Source organism: Faecalibacterium sp. I4-1-79 (assembly GCF_023347235.1).
GTDB lineage: Bacteria > Bacillota > Clostridia > Oscillospirales > Ruminococcaceae > Faecalibacterium > Faecalibacterium tardum.
This window is the reverse complement of sequence record NZ_CP094467.1, coordinates 233,037-252,796: the sequence shown is the minus strand read 5'-3', so window position 1 is coordinate 252,796 and position 19,760 is coordinate 233,037. Positions and strand designations below refer to the sequence as shown.

Annotated in this window: 15 protein-coding genes; 4 read left to right on the top strand and 11 right to left on the bottom strand. The window is 59.6% G+C overall.

Annotated elements, in window-relative coordinates:
* Window positions 1–49: 49 nt before the first annotated feature.
* Together MTP36_RS01205 and MTP36_RS01200 are read right to left on the bottom strand one after the other, a co-directional pair.
* The gene (locus tag MTP36_RS01205; protein ID WP_249252922.1) at window positions 50–1,417 is read right to left on the bottom strand and encodes an MATE family efflux transporter; all 1,368 of its coding nucleotides are present in this window, start codon (window positions 1,415–1,417) and stop codon (window positions 50–52) included.
* A gap of 39 nt (window positions 1,418–1,456) precedes the next feature.
* Complete coding sequence (locus MTP36_RS01200) at window positions 1,457–1,810, bottom strand: hypothetical protein (protein WP_249252921.1); 354 nt, start codon at window positions 1,808–1,810, stop codon at window positions 1,457–1,459.
* Between MTP36_RS01200 and MTP36_RS01195 the strand changes: the two genes are divergently transcribed.
* From MTP36_RS01195 to MTP36_RS01185, 3 genes are all read left to right on the top strand, one after another.
* Window positions 1,800–2,435: a phosphoribosyltransferase gene (locus MTP36_RS01195; protein WP_055186688.1), complete on the top strand. Its 636-nt coding sequence runs from the start codon at window positions 1,800–1,802 to the stop codon at window positions 2,433–2,435. The genes MTP36_RS01200 and MTP36_RS01195 overlap by 11 nt on opposite strands.
* A gap of 502 nt (window positions 2,436–2,937) precedes the next feature.
* A complete protein-coding gene (locus MTP36_RS01190; RefSeq protein ID WP_005925370.1) occupies window positions 2,938–3,768 on the top strand; it encodes an MYG1 family protein in 831 nt (276 codons plus the stop codon).
* A complete protein-coding gene (locus tag MTP36_RS01185; RefSeq protein WP_249252919.1) occupies window positions 3,752–4,045 on the top strand; it encodes a GIY-YIG nuclease family protein in 294 nt (97 codons plus the stop codon). Before MTP36_RS01190 ends, MTP36_RS01185 begins: the two co-directional genes overlap by 17 nt.
* A gap of 260 nt (window positions 4,046–4,305) precedes the next feature.
* Here MTP36_RS01185 and MTP36_RS01180 read toward each other — a convergent pair whose 3' ends face one another.
* The 9 genes from MTP36_RS01180 to MTP36_RS01140 form a co-directional block, all read right to left on the bottom strand.
* Window positions 4,306–7,683, bottom strand: coding sequence for a hypothetical protein (locus tag MTP36_RS01180; protein ID WP_249252918.1), 3,378 nt, complete (start codon window positions 7,681–7,683; stop codon window positions 4,306–4,308).
* A gap of 612 nt (window positions 7,684–8,295) precedes the next feature.
* Complete coding sequence (gene argF, locus MTP36_RS01175; RefSeq protein ID WP_249252916.1) at window positions 8,296–9,210, bottom strand: ornithine carbamoyltransferase; 915 nt, start codon at window positions 9,208–9,210, stop codon at window positions 8,296–8,298.
* Window positions 9,207–10,409, bottom strand: a complete 1,203-nt coding sequence (locus MTP36_RS01170; protein ID WP_249252914.1) for an aspartate aminotransferase family protein — start codon at window positions 10,407–10,409, stop codon at window positions 9,207–9,209. Before MTP36_RS01170 ends, argF begins: the two co-directional genes overlap by 4 nt.
* A gap of 99 nt (window positions 10,410–10,508) precedes the next feature.
* Window positions 10,509–11,363 carry an acetylglutamate kinase gene (argB, locus tag MTP36_RS01165; protein WP_055186682.1) on the bottom strand — a complete coding sequence of 285 codons (855 nt, stop codon included), beginning with the start codon at window positions 11,361–11,363 and terminating at the stop codon, window positions 10,509–10,511.
* Window positions 11,364–11,379: 16 nt separating this feature from the next.
* Window positions 11,380–12,609 (bottom strand): bifunctional glutamate N-acetyltransferase/amino-acid acetyltransferase ArgJ, encoded by a 1,230-nt coding sequence (argJ, locus tag MTP36_RS01160; protein WP_249252912.1) that lies wholly within the window; start codon window positions 12,607–12,609, stop codon window positions 11,380–11,382.
* Window positions 12,610–12,642: 33 nt separating this feature from the next.
* On the bottom strand, window positions 12,643–13,584 hold the full coding sequence (gene argC / locus MTP36_RS01155) for an N-acetyl-gamma-glutamyl-phosphate reductase (RefSeq protein WP_005925346.1): 942 nt from the start codon (window positions 13,582–13,584) through the stop codon (window positions 12,643–12,645).
* Window positions 13,581–14,981: an argininosuccinate lyase gene (argH, locus tag MTP36_RS01150; RefSeq protein WP_097779399.1), complete on the bottom strand. Its 1,401-nt coding sequence runs from the start codon at window positions 14,979–14,981 to the stop codon at window positions 13,581–13,583. Before argH ends, argC begins: the two co-directional genes overlap by 4 nt.
* Window positions 14,982–15,115: 134 nt before the next feature.
* Window positions 15,116–16,348: an argininosuccinate synthase gene (locus tag MTP36_RS01145; RefSeq protein WP_249252910.1), complete on the bottom strand. Its 1,233-nt coding sequence runs from the start codon at window positions 16,346–16,348 to the stop codon at window positions 15,116–15,118.
* Between the two features lie 306 nt (window positions 16,349–16,654).
* Entirely contained in the window at window positions 16,655–17,713 is a 1,059-nt protein-coding gene (locus MTP36_RS01140; protein WP_249252908.1) for a PTS transporter subunit IIC, read from the bottom strand.
* A gap of 391 nt (window positions 17,714–18,104) precedes the next feature.
* On the opposite strand from MTP36_RS01140, the gene MTP36_RS01135 reads away from it, so the two are divergent.
* Window positions 18,105–19,523 carry a GH25 family lysozyme gene (locus MTP36_RS01135; RefSeq protein WP_249252906.1) on the top strand — a complete coding sequence of 473 codons (1,419 nt, stop codon included), beginning with the start codon at window positions 18,105–18,107 and terminating at the stop codon, window positions 19,521–19,523.
* Window positions 19,524–19,760 lie beyond the last annotated feature (237 nt).

The following is a 19,760-nucleotide window of genomic DNA, read 5'->3' as shown; positions in this document are numbered from 1 at the left end:
TCCGCTGATTATGCGCAGAGCGCAGCGGAGCGCATTCCAATCGTATGCGTTATACCTTTGCAGCGCCCCGTTCCAGAATACCGTTGAAGCGGGAGAAGAAGGTGATGGTGGTAATGGTGGCGGCCAGAATATCGCTGACCGGCTCTGCCAGAAAGACGCCGAACACCGGGTCCGGCAGCAGGTGCGGCAGAATGAAGATGAGCGGGATCAGCAAAATGATCTTGCGCAGGCAGGCCAGAAGCAGGCTGACCTTGGCCTGACCCAGCGCCATAAAGCTCTGCTGGCAGGCGATCTGGAAGCCCATGGCAAAGATACCTGCCATGTAGATGCGCATGGACCATGTGGTGTAGTCGATCAGCGCCGTATCCGAGGTGAAGATGCCCGCCACAGCCCCCGGCGCCAGCATCATGAGCAGCCAGAACAGGCAGGTGTAGCAGCCGCACAGCAGCAGCTGGAAGCGGAACGCCTCCTTGACGCGGAGCTTTTTGCCCGCGCCGAAATTGAAGCTCATTACCGGCTGACCGCCCTGACAGATGCCCTGAATGGGCAGGGTGCACAGCTGGGAAGCGCTGGTGATGACGGTCATGGCACCCACAGCCACGTCGCCGCCGTACCGCGCCAGACTGGAGCTGAAACTGATGGACAGCAGGCTTTCGGTGGACATCATCACAAAGGTGGAGATGCCCAGCGCCATCACCGGCAGGATGACCTTCTTTTCCGGGCGCATACAGTCCTTGCGCAGGCGCAGGATGGTCTTTTTGCCGGTGAGGAAGTGCAGGATCCACACCGCGCCCACAGCCTGACTGAGCACGGTGGCAATGGCAGCGCCCCGCACGCCCAGCCCCAGACCAAAGATCAGGATGGGATCGAGAATAATGTTGATGACCGCACCGATGACGGTGGTAAGCATACTGGTCTTGGCAAAGCCCTGCGTGGTGATGAAGGGGTTCATGCCCAGCACCAGCAGCACAAACACCGAGCCCAGAATGTAGATGCGGCTGTACGCCAGCGCATAGGGCAGGGTGGCGTCACTGGCACCAAAGAGCCGCAGCAGGGTGGGCGCTCCGGCGTAGAACACCACGGTCAGCACCACCGAGAAGAGCAGCAGCATGGTAAAGCTGTTGGAGATGATCTTCTCTGCCTGCTCCTTGTCGCCCTGCCCCAGCGCAATGGCGGTGCGGGGTGCGCCGCCCGCGCCCACCAGCATGGCGAATGCGTTCAGCAGCATAAGGATGGGGGTGAACAGTCCCACGCCGGTCAGCGCTGCCGCGCCGATGCCGGCAATATGTCCGATGTAAATGCGGTCCACGATGTTATACAGCAGGTTGACCACCTGTGCAACGACCGCCGGGATCATGAGCTGCAGCATCAGCTTTTTTACGCTGCCAGAGCCCATATCCTGTTTTGCCTGTGCCATGGAAGTGATTCTCCTTTTACTTCAAATTTGAACTATCTCTTATATTATACTCAAAACCCGCAAAAATACCAGTCCCTTTTTGTAAAATTTTCCGTGTTGCGCAAAAAAGTGTGTTCCTCCCCTGCCGCAGTACCGGTCTTGCCGCTGTGCCCCTTTTGCGGTGCGGCATTCCGGGCGGCAGCGGCCTTTGCATCCAAGTTTTCGGCGATATGTCTGTAAAAAAGCAAGGTTTTTCGTCAGGTTTGTGTCTTGTGCACAGCGGCATTTTTCAGTACAATAAAGAAGCAGAGAAGAAAAATAAGCGCTGCGATCAAAATAGGTCGCCGCGCTGTTTTGTATTTTGCGGCGCAGCTGCGCCCGGTGAAAAAAGGAGTGCTGTACAATGATCAACATGGTCAAGCTTCCCACCAGCAAAAGCGAACTGTTCCTGCGGGTGGCCAAGGGACATTTTGCCACCAGCCACAGCCACATCAACTATTACATCGACGTGACCACCCAAAAGACCCGCCTTTCCGAGGCCAAGGCCGTGGCAAAGGAGCTGGTCAGCGCTTACCAGCACAGCACCATCGTGGATACCGTGCTCTGCTTGGACGGCACACAGGTCATTGGCACCTGCCTTGCCAACGAGCTGACCAAGGACGGCTTTACCAATATGAACGCCCACAAGACCATCTACATCGTCACGCCGGAATACACCTCCGGCAGCCAGATCATTCTGCGGGACAATCTTGCTCCCATGGTCAAGGGCAAGCACGTCCTCATTCTGGCGGCATCCATCACCACCGGCTACACCATTCAGGCAGCCGTAGAAGCCGTAAACTACTACGGCGGCATCGTGGCAGGGCTTTCGGCGATTTTTGCCACCACCCACGAGTGCCTTGGCTACCCGGTCACCTCCATCTTCGACCCCACCAGTCTGCCGGATTACGCCAGCTTCGACTCCCGCGACTGCCCCCTGTGCAAGGCCGGGCAGCACATTGACGCGCTGGTGAACAGCTTCGGCTATTCGGCGCTGTAACGCAAATGCCAAATGATTGAAAATGCGCTCCGCGTTGCTCTGCGCATATTCAGAGGAAGATATCTTTTTAATTTCGGGGTTCAGGAAAGTCTGCGGACTTTCCTGAACCCCTTTTTCACAGAGAAAGAATATTAAATGCAGTTTTCCGCTGCGTCCCCTCTCGTGAAAATGGGATAGCGGAGCGTCCGCAGACGCTCCGCTATCCCGAAATAAAAATAATTCTTCCGCTATTGATGCGCAGCAACGACGACGACCGCCGCCAGTGGCGGAAACAGGGAGGAGTTGTTGGGGCAGCGGCCAGCAAGACGCAAGTGCCGCCCAAGGCACGATGCGGATGCTGGGTGCCGCAACCCGTAAGACGCGGAGCGCATTCCAAATCGTCCCGCACAAAAGGAACGGCGGCGCTGCCGTTCCTTTTTGTTGTCCCACGGGCGGGATTGTGCTATACTGATACCAGACAAAACTAAGGTGTATCTGAAAGTAAAGAAGAGGTATCAAATCCATGAAAATTCCCGCAAACGGTTTTACCCACGCCGGCAAGTTCCATGCCGATGACGTGTTTGCTACGGCGCTATTGCAAATTCTGCGCCCGGATATCAAGATCACCCGCGGCTTTACCGTACCTGACGATTTTGACGGCATCGTGTACGATATCGGCTTTGGGATGTTCGACCACCATCAGGAGCCCCGGGAGTACCGCGCAAACGGCGTGCCCTACGCAGCCTTTGGTCTGCTGTGGCGGGTGCTTGGGCCCGGCCTTGTGGGCGAGCGGCAGGCGCGGCTCATCGACGAAAACTTCATCCAGCCGCTGGACCTGAACGACAACACCGGCGAGCAGAACAGCCTGTGCGATGCCATTGGCTTTTTCAATCCGGTGTGGGACTCCAAGGAGGATCAGGACAGCTGCTTTTTCAAGGCGGTGGCTGTGGCAAAGCAGATCTTGGAAAACCAGATCGACAGCGCCAACGCCGTGAACCGCGCGGACGAAAAAGTACAGCAGGCCTACCGCAACTCCCGCGACGGCATCGTGGTGCTGCCCTGCTATCTGCCGTGGAAAAACGGCCTGTACAAGACCGACGCTCTGTTTGTGGTGTACCCCAGCCAGCGCGGCGGGTGGAGCGCCCAGTGCGTCACCGACCACAAGACCAAAAAGTCCAAGCTGCCCTTCCCCCAGTCTTGGGCGGGACAGCCGCAGGAGGTCATCGAGCAGAAGAGCGGTATCCCGGGCATCAGCTTCTGCCACGCCAGCCGTTTTCTCATCACCGCCAAGGACAAGGAGACCGCCCTTGCCGCCTGCCGTCAGGTGCTGAAAAACAATGGACGCCTTGCCTGACGCCGCCTACGTCTACATGGTGCGCTGCACCGGCGGGCAGCTGTACACCGGTTGGACGAACCACCCCGCCGCCCGGCTGAAAGCGCACCAGAGCGGCAAAGGTGCCCGCTACACCCGCGCCCACGGCGCGGTGGGCTTTGCCTATCTAGAGCGCTGCGCGGACAAACGCGCCGCCCTGCGCCGGGAAGCCGCCCTGAAAAAGCTCTCCAAGCCGGAAAAAGAGGTGCTGTGCGCCGCATGGCGCGCCGCCGGGTGTCCCGGGGTGGAGACGATTTGAAATGCCCTCCGCTGCGCTTTGGGCATATTCAGCGGAAGAATTATTTTAATTTTCGGGATAGCGGAGCGTCTGCGGACGCTCCGCTATCCCATTTTCACGGGTGGGGTCGTAATGGCAAACGGCATTTACAGCGCCTGCTTCCTGCGGAAGCGGCGGCGCTGCGGGGAATCCCCTCCTACACAACACAACAAGGCCGTCCGGCATTCGCCGGACGGCCTTGCTGTGCTTATTGGAAAGGATCGATCGGGAGATGGCAATGGTTATTTCGCCAGACCCAGCTTTTTCAGCTGGCTCCAAGCACGGATGACCTGTACTTTGGTCACACGCTTGCCGGGCGTAAAGACGCCCTCGCCCATGTCGGGCAGCAGCCCGGCCTCCACAGCCCAGCGGGCTGCCTTGGCGGTCTCAGGCTCGGCTACATCGCTGTAAACAGCGGGTGCAGTGGGTTCAGGTTTGCCTGCGGTGCTCCACAGCAGCACTGCCAGCTGCTCCCGGGTGCTCGGGATGGCCGTGCCCTTGGGCAGCAGGTCTACAAGGATGCTGCCGGTAACGGCCTCGTAGCCGATCACTGCGCAGCCAGCAAACATTGCCGTTGTACCAGCCAGAATGCCCACCGTTTGCAGCGGGCTGTACTCGGTGCTGTCCTCCTCCGGCGGCTGCTCTGGCTGCTCCACCGTGGCGGTCTCGGCGGTGATCGTCAGGCTCTTTGCGGGCATCTTGAAGGTCAGGGTGCGCTGCTTAAAGGCATCCTCTGTCAGCGGTTCGTCTGCGGCATCCATCAGGTCTGCCGGGCTCAGTGCGCCGTCAGCGCCGCTCACTACCCACTGGGCAAAGTGCACGGTGTCGGTGTCCGGGTAAGCGGTCAGGCTGACCAGCTGTCCTGCTTTCAGGGCGCTTGCGTCTGCATCCTCGGGCAGAGTGATGTCCGCACCGGCAACGGTAAGCTGATAGGTCTTTTCCGGTTCGGGGTCGGTCGTGCCTGTTTTTGTAATGCGGAACGAGCCTGTTTTAACAGTGCCGCCCACATACCGTGCGCTGCCTGCGGCGGTGACGGTATAGCTGTATTCGCCCGGTTCAGTAGGAGCACCGTTCAGTGCTTCACCATCCTGCTTGTAGGTCACGGTGATCTCGCCGTAGTCCTTATCACTGGTGTTCTTAACGGTTACTTCCTTGGCGCTGCCGTTATAGGTCAGGTCAGTGGGCTCTGTCACGGTAAAGTCTGCGGGGTTCAGTGCAGCCTTCTGGATGGTAAACGTGTTATACTGCGGGGTCACATCACCGCCCGCACAGGTAGCGGTAGCTGCTACATTCGCGGTAAAGGTGTAAGTGCCCGGCTCAACGGGAGCACCGCTCAGCGCTACACCATTCTGCTTGTAGGTCACGGTAACAGCGCCGTATTCCTTGGTGGCGCTGTCCTTCACGTCCACTTCCACTCTCTTGGGGTTGCCGTCATAGGTCAGGTCGGTGGGCAGGGCAAAGGTAAAGTCTGCGGGGTCTGCCGGCGGCAGCTCTGCCGCGCCCTCGCCGGTGGCGCTCAGATTGAGGATATGGGTCTGCGGGATGTTATACTTGCTCAGGTCGATGGTGCTGGTGTAGCGCTCTGTATCATAGCGCACAGAGCCGCTATAAGCTACGCCGTTCACGCTCTTGATGGGCGCGTGGGTGATGACCGAGATGGTGTTCAGATCGGTGTCAACGTAAAGGGTGGAGGTTTCTGCGTCCCAAACACCCTCCATCATGCCATTGATGCCGTTGATGTATTTTTTAGCGTACTCGGCATCTTCCGGTGCAGTGTAGTTCAGGGTGTAGTAATCCGCAGCGCCGTTCAGGTCTTTGGGTTCCTTTGCCACCAGCGCGTGGATGATGGGGTTATTCTGAATGATGCCGCCCTCATTATAGACAACGGTGCACTCGCCGCCGTCAATGATGGGCTGGTAGGGCTCTGCGTTGCCGTCATAGCCGGCCGTATTTTTCACCGGCAGCTTCAGGGTGTTCTTGCTGTTTTCGACCGTGCCGCCGTTTTTGATCACGGCAGTGCCGGTGTAACCGGCACTGTTATAGCAGCCGTCCAGCACAGCCTTGTGGGTAGAGCTGTTGGCCAGCAGCCAGCCGGTGATATCCAGCGCAGAATTGCGAATAGTAGCGGGCTGTGCCGTTTCGCGCCAGCCGTTGCCGATGTAGTCAAAGCACAGCACCGAGTCCTCCACAAGGCCGTCATTGTAAAGGCTCTGCGCGCTGTTCAGCTTGGCATCCGTGATGACGCCGCCCTCCCTATTGTACACATACCGGGTGGAGTTCAGCATACCGCTGAAGGTGCCGTAGTTTTCAACCGCAAATTTTACTGTACCGGCCTTATTTGTCACCTTGTCGAAGTCCAGCACAGCGTCCTTCTCGATGGTCAGGGTGGGGACATCGTTTGTAAACAGTTCTGCGTGCTTGTGGTTCGGTTCAAAGGACCAGCCGTTGCCCTTGGCACCGTAGACGCCGCCGTCCGTACCCTTGGGGAAGCCGTTCTTTTCAATGACCAGTTCTTCCAAAGTGACACTGTTGAGCTGGACAGCTTCCGTGCCCACAGTAAAGCTGACCGCGCCGTCCTTGGCTTTATAGCTCAGCTTGTCGTCGCCGCTGAAAACACTTTCCAGCTTGCAGGTGGGCTTCAGGGTGACACTGGTATTGGGAGCGACATAGAGAGTACTATAAGCATCTGCCGACCACTCGTTCACCGTGCCGTCCGCTGCCACTGCGACAGGGGCGTACACCGGAGCACTGGCTGCATCGATGGCTGCAAGGCCATCGCGGTCTGTCACAAAGTAGCCGCCGTTGACGGCTGCGCCCTCGGGCAGCGGGTCATCTTCAGTGGTGAACAGACCGCCGTTGACGGTACATTTATCTTCTGCAACATACAGCTTGTCGTTGAACAGACCGCCATTGATGATGATTTCCGTTGTCCTTTTAAGATCCGTGAGCGAGCTTTCAAAGCTGCCGCCGTTGATGACGATCTTTTCACAATTGTCGATATCCACGGAGCAGGTGCGCTTGCCCTTAAAGGTGCCGCCGTTGATGGTAAGGGTACCCGCTGCTTTAACGGTCACGCCGCTGGTATAACTCCCCTCTTCAAAGGTGCCATCTTCAATGGTGACCTCGCCGCCCGCAGCATTAACAATGGCATTTCCTTTAAAGGTGCCGCCGCTGATGACAGCCCCGGCTTCACAGATCACCTTGCCGTAGAAGGTGCCGCCGGAGATGGTGCCCGCGTTGGTCACGGTATAGCCGTTATGGTATTCCGAGCCGATCCGCGCCTCCTGCAGGGTGGCATTGGGCTCGATCTTCACGTTCAATTTGCTGTAATTATTGGAGCTGCTGTAACTATAATGGTGGAGCCGGAAGGTGCCGTCTACCAGAGTGAGCGTATTGCTGGTCTCATCGTAGGACCAACTGCCGTTGCTGTTGCCGAAGAGATCGCCGTAGGGCTTGCTAGAGTTGTCGTCTGTATAGATATCGGTGACATCGCCGTTTTCCTCTGCCAGTGCGGCAGCACTGGCGGTGTCGGGCGGGGCGCTCTGGGCAAGGGCGGGCAGCGGCATTGCGGTCAGTGCCATGCTCAGCGCCAGAACCATGCTGATGAGCCGTTTTTGCATAAGATCCTCTCCTTTTCAGTCGCCCTTCCAAGCCGGGCGTTTTTTGTTGTACCCAGTGTACCACGTTTTGCCCGCTTTGGACGGTTTTGGGCACGAATCGCCCCGCAAATGCGCTGAAACGACCCGGTGCACCACACGCACCCGCAAAAACAGAAAACCGCCCGGTTTGCGGTTACCGGACGGTTTTCTGCTCTATAGGAATTATGAGAATGGCATATTGAACAGAGTTCTGCTCTGTGCCCGTAGTATACCACGAACGGCGGCAAAAGTGGAGCAATTCTGCGTGAATGACCCCTGAAATGCATCGAATCGCCCCGAAAAGCCCTAAAAAAGCCCTTGCGCACCCTTTTGGGGCGCAAAAAGGGGACTGCGAACGAATGTGAGCCTGAGAGGTTTTCCACCGCCACCCCTCCCGTAAAAAAGCAGTTCCGAAAAGGCGGCGGTTGCGTAGCAATGAAAGCCCCAGTGGGGCTTTCAAGCAGCGGAGTGGTCTGCGTTAGCAGATGGAGGGGCTTCGCCCCGCCAAACTCCGCAGGCGTTTCGGAACTGCAATAAAAATATTCTTTCCGCTCTTGATGCCCAAAGCACACGCGGCGGGCATTCAAAACCGTTTTATTTGCCCGCCAGCAGAACGGCAAGCACGGCTTTCTGGACGTGCAGACGGTTCTCCGCTTCGTCAAAGATCTCGTCCGCGTGCTGCTCGAACAGGGCGGTGGAGATCTCCTCGCCCCGGTGGGCGGGCAGACAGTGCAGCACCAGCGCGTCCGGCTTGGCGTTTTCCAGCAGACGGCCGGTGAGCTGAAAGCCCACAAAATCCCGCAGACGCTGCTCACTCTCGGCAGTGCCGGGGGCGGTGGTGTTCCACGCGGCGGTAGCTACGACGTCCGCGTCCCGCAGGCCCTCGGCGGGGTCGGTGGTCAGGTGGAAGGCATTGCCGTATTTGCGGGCAAACATCAGCACATCCGCTGCCGGGCGGTAGCCCGGAGGACAGACGCAGGATACCTGCATCCCCGCCAAAAGGCCGCCCACGATCAGGCTGTTTGCCATGTTGCTGCCGTCGCCCACAAAGCAGAGCTTCAGCCCTGCCAGTGTGCCCCGACGCTCCCGGATGGTCATCAGGTCTGCCAGCACCTGACAGGGGTGGGCGTAGTCGGTCAGGCCATTGATCACCGGAATGCCGGAAAGTTCTGCCAGCTCCTCCAAATCCCGCTGGCGGTAGGTGCGCCAGACGGCGCAGTCGTAGTAGCGCCCCAGCACCCGGGCGGTGTCCCGCAGGGGCTCGCCGCGCCCGGCTTGTAATTCGGCGGTGTTCATGTAGTTGCCAAGACCGCCCATCTGGTACACGCCCACCTCAAAGCTGGTGCGGGTGCGGGTGGATGCCTTAGAGAACAGCAGCGCCACGCTTTTGCCCGCCAGCAGCGGGGCGGTGCGGCCTGCCTTGCAGTCCGCTTTCAGCTGGTCTGCCACATCCAGAATGTGGGTCAGCTCGGCGGGGGAAAGGTCGCTCATTTTCAGCAGATTTTTCATGCCTGCTCCTTCGGAGCCGTCGGCTCCATCGTGCCCAGCACCTCGGCCAGCACCTCCAGCGCCATGTCTACTTCGTGCTCGGAGACGGTCAGCGGCGGCAGCAGACGCAGCCGGGTCTTGGCGGTAAGCACCAGCAAGCCCTTTTCACGGCAGGCAGCCAGCACATCCGCAGCCTGTACATCAAAGAACTCGATGCCCACCATCAGACCGATGCCGGAAATGTTCTTGACGTGGGGCAGCTTTGCCAGACCGGTGCGCAGCTGCACGGCGCGCTCGCTGACCTGTGCAAGGAAGCTCTGATCCAGACGATCCACCACCACGTTGGCACCGGCGCAGACCACCGGGTTGCCGCCAAAGGTGGAGCCGTGGGTGCCGGGGCCCATGCCCTCGGCTACCTTTTCATTCATCAGCACCGCACCGATGGGCAAGCCGCCGCCCAGCCCCTTGGCAAGGGTGACGATGTCCGGCTTGAGGTTATAGTGCTCACAGCACAGGAAGGTGCCGGTGCGGCCTACGCCGGTCTGCACCTCGTCCACGATGAGCACAAGGTCTTTTTCGTCGCACAAAGCGCGCACGGCCTGTACATAGTCCGGGTCCAGCGCCATCACGCCGCCCTCGCCCTGAATCAGTTCCATCATCACGGCGCAGGTGTGGCGGTCTACCAGCTCCCGCAGCGCCTCGATATCCCCCGCCGGGACGTACTGGAAGCCTTCGTTGAAGGGGCCGAAATAGTTGTGGAACACCTCCTGCCCGGTGGCGGTCAGGGTGGCAAGGGTGCGGCCATGGAAGCTGTTGACCAGCGTGATGACGTTGTAGCGGTCCTTGCCGTAATGGTCTACGCTGTACTTGCGGGCGGCCTTGATGGCTCCCTCGTTGGCTTCGGCGCCGGAGTTGCCGAAGAACACCTTACTCATGCCGGTGCGCTTGCACAGCTTCTTGGCCAGCTTGCCGCAGGGTGCGGTATAGTAGAGGTTGGAGGTGTGCTGCAATTTGTGTGCCTGCTGGGACACGGCTTCTGCCCAAGCAAGGTCGCAGTAGCCAAGGCTGTTCACCCCGATGCCGCTGGTGAAGTCCAGATACTTCTGTCCCTCCGGGCCCTCGGCGTACAGCCCGTGGCCCTTTTCCAGCACGACGGGGCTGCGGTTATAGGTGTGCAGGACGTACTCGTTGTCCCGCTTGATGACTTTTTCAGAATCCATAGGTGTACCTCCTGTGAATAGAAGTTCCGCGCATGCGCTGCTCCCCCGGAGGGAGCGTTTTTTCTATTATAATACTGCTTTTTCGCTTGCGCAATCTTTTTATTCGCGGTGGCTGCGGCGATAGAAGCGGGTACCGGAGCCGCGGTCAGAGAACAGTTCCAGCAGGATGGAGTGCGGCACCCGGCCATCAATGATGACCGCCTCGTGCACGCCCTGATAGATGGCATCTGCCATGCCGCCGATCTTGGGGATCATGCCGCCCGCAATGATGCCGGCGGACTTGTAGCCCTCGATCTCGGTCACCTCCACCTCGGGGATGAGGGTGGTCTCGTCCTCCTTATCCCGCAGCAGACCCGCGATATCGGTCATGGACACCAGCTTTTCGGCCTTGAGGGCAATGGCGATCTGCGCCGCGGCGGTGTCGGCGTTGACGTTGTACGCCTGCCCAAGGTCGTCCATACCCACGGTGGCGATCACCGGGATAAAGCCGCCGTCCAGCAGGCTTTCGATCAGAGTTGCATCCACATGGACGATCTCGCCCACATGACCCAGCTGGGGGTCCAGCTCGGTGCAGCGGAGCATCTGTCCGTCCATGCCGCACAGACCCACACCGCGCCCGCGCAGCTTTGCCACAAGGTCCTTGTTCACCTTACCTGCCAGCACCTGCTGCACGATCTCCATGGTGGCATCGTCCGTCACCCGCAGACCGTTGGCAAAGTGGCTCTCCACGCCCACCTTTTTCAGCATCTCGTTGATGGCAGGGCCGCCGCCGTGCACCAGCACCACCCGCACGCCCAGCAGCGTCAGGGTAACAAGGTCGTTCATCACGGCGTTTTTCAAGCTCTCGTTGATCATGGCGTTGCCGCCGTACTTGATGACCATGGTTCTGCCATGGTACTTCTGGATATAAGGGGTGGCCTCCGAAAAAAGCCGCGCCATTTCTTCGTTTTTCATCTGTTTCGCGCTCCTGTCAGGTTCTGTAATCGCCGTTGATCTTCACATAGTCGTAGGTCAGGTCACAGCCCCATGCCTTGGCGCTTGCCTCACCGGTGCCCATATCCACCTTGACCAGAATATCGTGCTCTGCCAGCACCTTGGCGGCTTCATCCTCGCTGTAGGGGTGGTAAGCGGCGTTCTCGCACACATACACCTCGCCCGCCTTGCTGGAAAGCCACACGCAGACCTTATCAATGGAGAAATCGCCGGGGGTGTAGCCGATGGCGCACAGGATGCGTCCCCAGTTGGCGTCACGGCCAAAGACCGCCGCCTTGAACAGGTTGGAGCAGACCACGCTGCGGCTGACGGCGCGGGCGGTTTTCAGGTCGGGCGCGTGGGTCACCTCGCAGGTAATGAGGTGGGTGGCGCCCTCGCCGTCTCCGGCGTGCTCGGCGCACATGTGCTCTGCAATGGCGGTCAGCGCTGCCACAAAAGCGGCGTAGTCCGCGTTCTCTTCGCAGATCTCCGGGTTGCCCGCCAGACCGGACGCCATAATGATCAGGGTATCGTTGGTGGAGGTATCCAGATCCACGCTCATCTGGTTATAGGTGCCGGGCACCACGGTCTTGAGCGCCTTTTCCAGCAGCGCGGGCGAGACGGCGGCGTCGGTGGTGTAGAACGCCAGCATGGTAGCCATGTTGGGAGCGATCATGCCGCTGCCCTTGCCGATAGCACCCACGGTGCACACCTTGCCGCCCAGCTCGAACTGAATGGCGTACTCCTTTTTATGGGTGTCGGTGGTCATGATGGCGGTGGCAGCGTCTGTGCTGCCCTGCGCGGTGGCAGCCAGCTTTTCCGCTGCCGCCGGGATGCCCCGGGCAAAGGGGTCAATGACCATGGGCTGGCCGATGACGCCGGTAGAGGCGGGTAGAACATCCTTTTCGTCAATGTTCAGCGCCTTGCCCACCAGTGTGCAGCACTCCTCAGCCAGCGCCACGCCGTTGGCGGCGCAGGTGTTGGCGTTGCCGCTGTTTACCACAATGGCCTGTGCATAGCCATCTGCCAGATGGGCGCGGTCCACCTTGATGGGCGCACCGCAGACCTTGTTGGTGGTGTACACGCCCGCAGCAGCGCAGCGCACCTCGGCCTTGATCAGTGCCAGATCATATTTTTCGCTGTGATTTGCCCGGATGCCGCAATGGACACCGGCGGCGGCAAAGCCCTTGGGCGCACAGATGCCGCCCGCAACTTCCTTATACTGCATAACGATTTTCCTTTCCCACAAAGAAAAACAAGTTTATTCCAACCCTTTGGTCTCTTCCAGACCCAGCATCAGGTTCATGCACTGGACGGCGGCACCGGAGGAGCCTTTGCCCAGATTATCAAACAGCGAGACCAGCATCATCTGATCTCCGGCGGCGTTCACGGTCAGGTACAGCTCCATGCGGTCGGTGCCCGCCATGGCATTGGAGTACAGACCGTTTTCCGGCAGCGGCTCGTTCAGGCCGTGCACCTTGACGGTGGCAGCGTCCTTGTAGTAGTCCGCAAGAGCGGCAGCCACGGCCTCGGCAGTCGTGCCCGCAAGGGTAAGATCCAGCGGCACCAGCACCTGCATCCCGCAGTAGTAGTCACACACCACCGGCACGAACATCGGCGTGTGCGCAAGGCCACTGATCTTCTGCATCTCCGGCAGGTGCTTGTGGCCAAGGCTCAGGCCGTAGCTCTTGGGCGCATCCAGCTTGCTGTGCGCCGGGCGGTCGGGACTTTCGTAGTCCGCGATCATCTTTTTGCCGCCGCCGGAGTAGCCGGAGATGCCGGTGCAGCTGAAGGGGTAGCTTTGCGGCACCAGCCCCAGCTCCACCAGCGGGCGGGCGATGCTGATAAAGCCGCTGGCATAGCAGCCGGGCACTGCCACGCGGTAAGAGTTCTGAATTTTTTCCTTTTGTCCCTTCAGCTCCGGGAAGCCGTAGTCCCATGCGGCATCGGTGCGGAAGGCGGTGGAGGTGTCCAGCACCTTCACGTCCGGGCGCAGCAGGGGCATGACTTCTTTAGAAGCCGCATCCGGCAGGCAGAGGAAGGCAAGGTCGGCAGAATTGATGACCTTTGCCCGCTCGTGCACGTCCTTGCGCCCTTCGGCGGAGATGGACAGCAGTTCGATCTCCGGGCGTTCGGCCAGACGGTCGGCGATGCGCAGGCCGGTGGTGCCGGAAGAGCCATCAATAAACACCTTTACCTTCATGCGTTCTCCTCCTCCCATGCGTCCAGCCGCGCCGTTGCCAGCACGATCTGGCGCTGGACGCTGGCGGCGCTGGGGCCGCCGTAGCTGGTGCGTCCCTCGCAGCAGTGCACAAGGTCGATGGCATCATAGATATCGTCCTCAAACAGCGGGCTGTAGGTCTGGAACTGGGTCAGGGTCAGTTCCTCCAGCGTTTTGTCGGCGGCAATACAGTCCGACACCATGCAGCCGGTCAGCTTGTAGGCATCCCGGAAGGGCATCCCCTTCTTGGTCAGGTAGTCGGCGCAGTCAGTGGCGTTGATAAAGCCCTTCGCGGCGGCGCGGCGCATATTGGCGGGCAGGGTTTTCATGGTATCCAGCATGGGGGTGATGGTCTTGAGGCAGAGTTCCAAGGTGTCCACTGCATCAAAGATGGCTTCCTTGTCCTCCTGCATATCCTTGTTGTAGGCCAGCGGCAGGCCCTTCATCATCACCAGCAGGGTGTTCAGGTCGCCGTACACCCGGCCGGTCTTGCCGCGGATGAGCTCCGTGACATCCGGGTTCTTCTTCTGGGGCATGATGGACGAACCGGTGGTAAAGGCATCGTCCAGCTCAATGAACTTGAACTCCCAGCTGCACCACAGGATGATCTCCTCCGAAAGGCGGGACAGGTGCATCATGCAGATGGAGATGGCGCTTGCAAGCTCGATGCAGAAATCACGGTCGGACACGCCGTCCAGACTGTTGGCGCAGGGGGCGGCAAAGCCCAGCTTTTCGGCGGTGAAATCCCGGTCCAGCGGGTAGGTGGTGCCCGCCAGTGCGCCAGAGCCCAGCGGGCACTGGCTGTCCATGCGGGCGGTGGCGTCCGCAAAGCGGTCAAGGTCGCGCAGCAGCATGGAAGCGTAGGCCATCAGCGCGTGGCCAAAGGTGATGGGCTGGGCGCGCTGCAGGTGGGTGTAGCCGGGCATGACGGCGGCGGTGTTCTCCGCTGCCTTTTTGCACAGCACCCGCACCAGCTCCACGATGTAAGCCTGCAAAGTTTTGCTGTAATCCCGCAAAGTCAGGCGGATATCCAGCGCCACCTGATCGTTGCGGCTGCGGCCGGTGTGCAGCCGCTTGCCCGCATCCCCGATACGGGCGGTCAGGGTCTGCTCCACAAAGGTGTGCACGTCCTCGGCGGCGGGGTCGATGGTCAGCGCACCGCTGGACAGGTCGTCCGCGATGGAAGCCAGACCGCTGAGGATGTCCGCACAGTCCTGCTCCGAGATGATGCCCTGCCGTGCCAGCATGGCGGCATGGACGCCGCTGCCGCGCATATCCTGCGCGATCATCCGCTGGTCGAAGCGGATGGAGGAGTTGAAGTCGTTGACGCGGCTGTCCACTGCCTTGGAAAACCGACCCTTCCAGAGTTGTTCTGCCATAATATAAACTCCTTATAAAAACGGCAAAGCCGCCGCAGGGGAAAACGCTCCTGCGGCGGTGCCGCCGGCAACGATGCCGGTGTGAGAACCCGCGTGTGAAAGTGTGAAAACACACGCAGTCGAAAATGTTGCGATTACTTGACCTCCGGCCAGCTCTTGGACAGCTTTGCGCGCTCCTTGATGGACAGGCCGAACAGGTTGATGAAGCCGGTGGCATCGGACTGGTCGTAATCCTTATCGACGCCGAAGGAAGCGGTCTGCTCATCGTACAGGGTGTACGGAGAGGTGACACCGGCGTTGATCATGTTGCCCTTGTAGAGCTTCAGCTTGACATCGCCGGTCACAGTCTTCTCAAGGCTGTCGGCAAAGGCATCCAGTGCCTCGCGCAGCGGGGTGAACCACTGGCCGTTGTACACGATATCGGCGTACTTCTGTGCCAGCTGTGCCTTGAAGTGAGCGCTCTCCTTATCCAGCGTGATGGTCTCCAGCACGTCGATGGCCTTGTACAGGATGGCGCCGCCGGGGGTCTCGTACACGCCGCGGCTCTTCATGCCCACCAGACGGTTCTCCACAATGTCCAGCAGACCGATGCCGTTTGCACCGCCCAGCTGGTTCAGGTACTCCACCAGCTCCACAGCGCCCATCTCCTTGCCGTCCACAGCGGTGGGAACGCCCTTTTCAAAGTGGATGGTCACATAGGTAGGAACATCGGGTGCCTGCTCGGGGCTGACACCCAGCTCCAGAAAGCCGGGCTTATTGTACTGGGGCTCGTTGGCGGGGTTCTCCAGATCCAGACCCTCGTGGCTCAGATGCCACAGGTTCTTGTCCTTGGAGTAGTTGGTCTCACGGTTGATCTTCAGGGGGATGTTGTGCGCCTCGGCGTAGTCGATCTCCTCGTCACGGCTCTCGATGTCCCACTCACGCCACGGAGCGATGATGGCCATATCCGGGCACAGGGCCTTGAGGGTCAGTTCAAAACGCACCTGATCGTTGCCCTTGCCGGTGCAGCCGTGGCAGATGGCATCTGCACCTTCCTTGATGGCGATATCAGCCAGTGCCTTGGCGATGCACGGACGTGCAAAGCTGGTGCCCAGCAGGTAGTCCTCGTACTTCGCGCCGAACTTCAGGGTGGGGAAGATGTAGTTCTCCACAAAGTCCTTCTTCAGGTCCAGCACATACAGCTTGGATGCGCCGGTAGCCTTGGCCTTTTCTTCCAGACCGTCCAGCTCGGTGCCCTGACCCACGTCACCGGAAACAGCAACGACCTCGCAGTTGTTGTAGTTTTCCTTCAGCCAGGGAATGATGATGGAGGTATCCAGACCGCCGGAGTAAGCCAGCACAACTTTTTTGATGTTTTCCTTTTTCATGATAAACGCGCTCCTTTAATAAAAATACACTTTTGTTCTCTGATGCGCATTTCCCTTCGCATCCTCTGTCTTTCGTTTGCGGTTGATGCTTTTATTATACGCAGCGCGGGTTTTCCGTCAATGCTAAAAACTGCCAAACATAGCGCCCGTTTCGCTTTTCTTTTGGTTTAATCTGTATCTTTATTCAAATGTTTTTAAATATATGCGCTTTTTATGCAATTTGAGTGTATTTTTTCATGGGGTTAGAGAGAGAGAAATAAACCACCGGAGCATCCGCAGACGCTCCGGTGGTTTAACTATAACTATTTAGTTCAGCTTCAAATCGCCGTCCTTGATCCAGCCCAGCTTGCGCTCCACCTCGCAGAACACTACGCTGAGCACGGCGGGCAGCACAAAGCACAGCAGCACCATGGCGGCCCAGTCCATGGGGGTGATGGCAGCCTTGGTACCGGCGGCAATATCGCTGACCCAGCCGGTGTAGACGCCGATCTGACCCACCAGACCGCAGGTGCCCATGCCGGAGGAGACCGCCGCGCCGTTCATCTCAAAGTGGAACAGGCAGGTAGCCAGCGGGCCGGTGATGGCACTTGCCAGCGTGGGGGCGATCCAGATGCGGGGGTTCTTGATGATATTGCCCATCTGCAGCATACTGGTGCCCAGCCCCTGACTGACAAGGCCGCCCACACCGTTCTCCTTGTAGCTCATCACGGCAAAGCCCACCATCTGGGCGCAGCAGCCTGCCACGGCAGCGCCGCCTGCAAGGCCGGTCAGACCCAGTGCGGCGCAGATGGCGGCAGAGGAGATGGGCAGGGTCAGTGCCACGCCCACGATGACCGACACCAGAATGCCCATGACCAGCGGAGCCTGCTCGGTGGCCCACATAATCAGGGTGCCCACCTGACTTGCGGCTGCGCCGATGGGGGCGGCGATGAGCATGGAAAGCCCGACGCCCGCAAAAATGGTCACCAGCGGGGTAACAAGGATGTCCACCTTGGTCTCCTTGCTTACCGCCTTGCCCAGCTCTGCTGCCACAATGGCAATGATGAGCACGGCCAGCGGGCCGCCTGCACCGCCCAGCGCATTGGCCGAGTAGCCCACGGTGATCAGGCTGAACAGCACCAGCGGCGGGCAATGCAGTGCCCAGCCGATGGCGCAGGCCATGGCGGGGCCGCTCATGGCCGTGGCATAGCCGCCCAGATCCACCAGCAGTGCAAGACCGGTCTGCTGACCCACCGTCTTGATGATGGTACCGATGAGCAGACTGGCGAACAGGCCCTGTGCCATTGCGCCCAGTGCGTCAATGAGGTAACGCTGCGGAGAGATGACGATATCCTTCCGCGCCAAAAATTCTTTCAGCTTCGACATAAAACTTGCCTTTCTATCCAAAACAGATCGTTAAGGTTACGAACGTATGTCCTGTATCATACCATACACCTGTCAAGACAGCAAGGGGTTGCTGGAAAAATTGTGAAATTTCGGCTTTGTGCAATGTTCTGCCCTGTCGGAACGTATTTCATTTGGAACATTTTCCGACACACTGCCCCGGTGGAGAATTTGTGTAGAAGCCCGCTGTGCCGTTGACTGCTCCCCGCGTGCGGGTGTATACTAGAGGAAGCGTAAAGTTATCATCCGCCGTCCTTTTTATCATAAGCACATGGGCGGCGTGGAATAAAAGCGGGCCCGCCCCGGGCAAGGGGCAAAGACCCGGTGCAGCGCAGCGCTGCACCACCGGGAGATTCGGAGGCAGAGACGACAGATGAAAAAGCGATTTGACCGATCCGGCACAGCCCGCCGCAAGGCGGTGACAACCATTGCAGCGCTGACCATGGCGCTGGTTCTGGCTGTGGGCGGCGCAGGAGCAGCGACCCTGCTGTCTGCACAGCCGGAAACTTTGACCGTGGGTGCGGTCGTGCCCCATGTTACCGCCGAGGCACCGCAGGCAAGCAGCCCGGCAGCGGCTGACCCTGCTCCAGCAGCGGAGAGCACGGCCGCCGTCCCGGAACAGGCAGCGGAAAGCACCACGCAGCAGGCTGAGCCCGCCCCGGCGCAAACGGAAAAACCGGAAACCGCCGAAATTGCACCGGCTGCGCCGGAAGAAGCTGTTGAAGCACCGGAAACGCCGGTACAGCCCGCTGAGGATACCGCACTGGAAGAGGAGAACTCCCCTGCCATACTGCTGGAAGAGACCCCGGAGTTGGCCGCGCAGGACCCGCAGGCTCCCGCAGCGGACGACACCACCCAGAACGACACCGCTGCCCAGTACACCCCGGAGGACAGCGTACTGCTGACCCCAGAGCAGATCCAGCAGGCGCTGGATTCCGGCGCGCTGGAGGATGCCGAGGCGCAGTGCATCGACCTGACCGATGAAAACGGCTTTTTCCGTTGGCTGTTCAACTGGCTGTTCGGCACCAAGGATAAGGAAGAGGAACCGGCCTACTCCGGCTGGCGCACCGAGAACGGCAAGACCTACTACTACGCGCAGAACACCAACAAAAAGGTCACCGGGCTGCGCTCCATTGACGGCAAGCTGTATTATTTCGATGCCAACGGCGTTAAACAGGACAATGTGACCTTTGGCATCGACGTGTCCAAGTATCAGTCCGGGCTGGACTGGAACAAGATCAAAAAATCCGGCGTGAGCTTCGTCATCATCCGCATCGGCTACCGGGGCTACGGCGCTGCGGGAAACCTGGTCAAGGATCCTATGTTCGAAGAGCACTTCACCAACGCCCGCAACGCGGGGTTGAAGGTGGGCGTGTATTTCTTTACACAGGCCGTAAACGAGGCCGAGGCGCAGGAGGAGGCCGAAGCCTGCAACTGGGCGCTGAACGGCCGGATGCTGGACTACCCCATCTTCTACGACACCGAGGCTTCCACCGCCCCGGGCGGCACCGGCCGCGCCGACGGTCTGGGCGCTGAGGACCGTACCAAGTGCGCCATCGCCTTCTGCGAGCGGGTGAAGGCGCTGGGCTACAAGCCCGGCGTGTACGCCTCCACCACATGGTATCGCAAGCGGGTGAACTACAACACCCTGCGCAGCCGCTACACCATCTGGAACGCCCACTACGGCGTCTCCTCCAGCCCCATCGGCTGTGATCTGTGGCAGGGCACCGAGAAGGCCCGCATCAACGGTTACAGCGGCGAGCTGGACGCCAATATCAGCTACATCGGGTAACACCCAAAAGCTGCTGCACACGCCCTGTGCAGCAGCTTTTTTCTTGCCGTGGGAGGATTTTAAATGCGCTCCGCTTCACAGGGGAAGTTTCTGCCTGCCTTCAGCGTGCAGGGACGCTCCGCTGGGCCAGAGGCAGGGAGGGGTGTTCCGACTCCCCCCTCCCTACCTCTGGACTCCACCCACCCCGCAACGGGCCAAGGGCTGCACGCCCTTGACAATCCTAAAGAAGAAGTCGAA

Bases quoted from the DNA above. Each gene is read 5' to 3' on its own strand.
- MTP36_RS01195 (WP_055186688.1), top strand. From the start codon at position 1,800: ATGATCAACATGGTCAAGCTTCCCACCAGCAAAAGCGAACTGTTCCTG.
- MTP36_RS01190 (WP_005925370.1), top strand. From the start codon at position 2,938: ATGAAAATTCCCGCAAACGGTTTTACCCACGCCGGCAAGTTCCATGCC.
- argB (WP_055186682.1), bottom strand. From the start codon at position 11,363: ATGAAAAACGAAGAAATGGCGCGGCTTTTTTCGGAGGCCACCCCTTAT.
- MTP36_RS01140 (WP_249252908.1), bottom strand. From the start codon at position 17,713: ATGTCGAAGCTGAAAGAATTTTTGGCGCGGAAGGATATCGTCATCTCT.
- MTP36_RS01145 (WP_249252910.1), bottom strand. From the start codon at position 16,348: ATGAAAAAGGAAAACATCAAAAAAGTTGTGCTGGCTTACTCCGGCGGT.
- argC (WP_005925346.1), bottom strand. From the start codon at position 13,584: ATGAAGGTAAAGGTGTTTATTGATGGCTCTTCCGGCACCACCGGCCTG.
- argF (WP_249252916.1), bottom strand. From the start codon at position 9,210: ATGAAAAATCTGCTGAAAATGAGCGACCTTTCCCCCGCCGAGCTGACC.
- MTP36_RS01185 (WP_249252919.1), top strand. From the start codon at position 3,752: ATGGACGCCTTGCCTGACGCCGCCTACGTCTACATGGTGCGCTGCACC.
- argJ (WP_249252912.1), bottom strand. From the start codon at position 12,609: ATGCAGTATAAGGAAGTTGCGGGCGGCATCTGTGCGCCCAAGGGCTTT.
- MTP36_RS01180 (WP_249252918.1), bottom strand. From the start codon at position 7,683: ATGCAAAAACGGCTCATCAGCATGGTTCTGGCGCTGAGCATGGCACTG.
- argH (WP_097779399.1), bottom strand. From the start codon at position 14,981: ATGGCAGAACAACTCTGGAAGGGTCGGTTTTCCAAGGCAGTGGACAGC.
- MTP36_RS01200 (WP_249252921.1), bottom strand. From the start codon at position 1,810: ATGTTGATCATTGTACAGCACTCCTTTTTTCACCGGGCGCAGCTGCGC.
- MTP36_RS01170 (WP_249252914.1), bottom strand. From the start codon at position 10,409: ATGGATTCTGAAAAAGTCATCAAGCGGGACAACGAGTACGTCCTGCAC.
- MTP36_RS01205 (WP_249252922.1), bottom strand. From the start codon at position 1,417: ATGGCACAGGCAAAACAGGATATGGGCTCTGGCAGCGTAAAAAAGCTG.
- MTP36_RS01135 (WP_249252906.1), top strand. From the start codon at position 18,105: ATGAAAAAGCGATTTGACCGATCCGGCACAGCCCGCCGCAAGGCGGTG.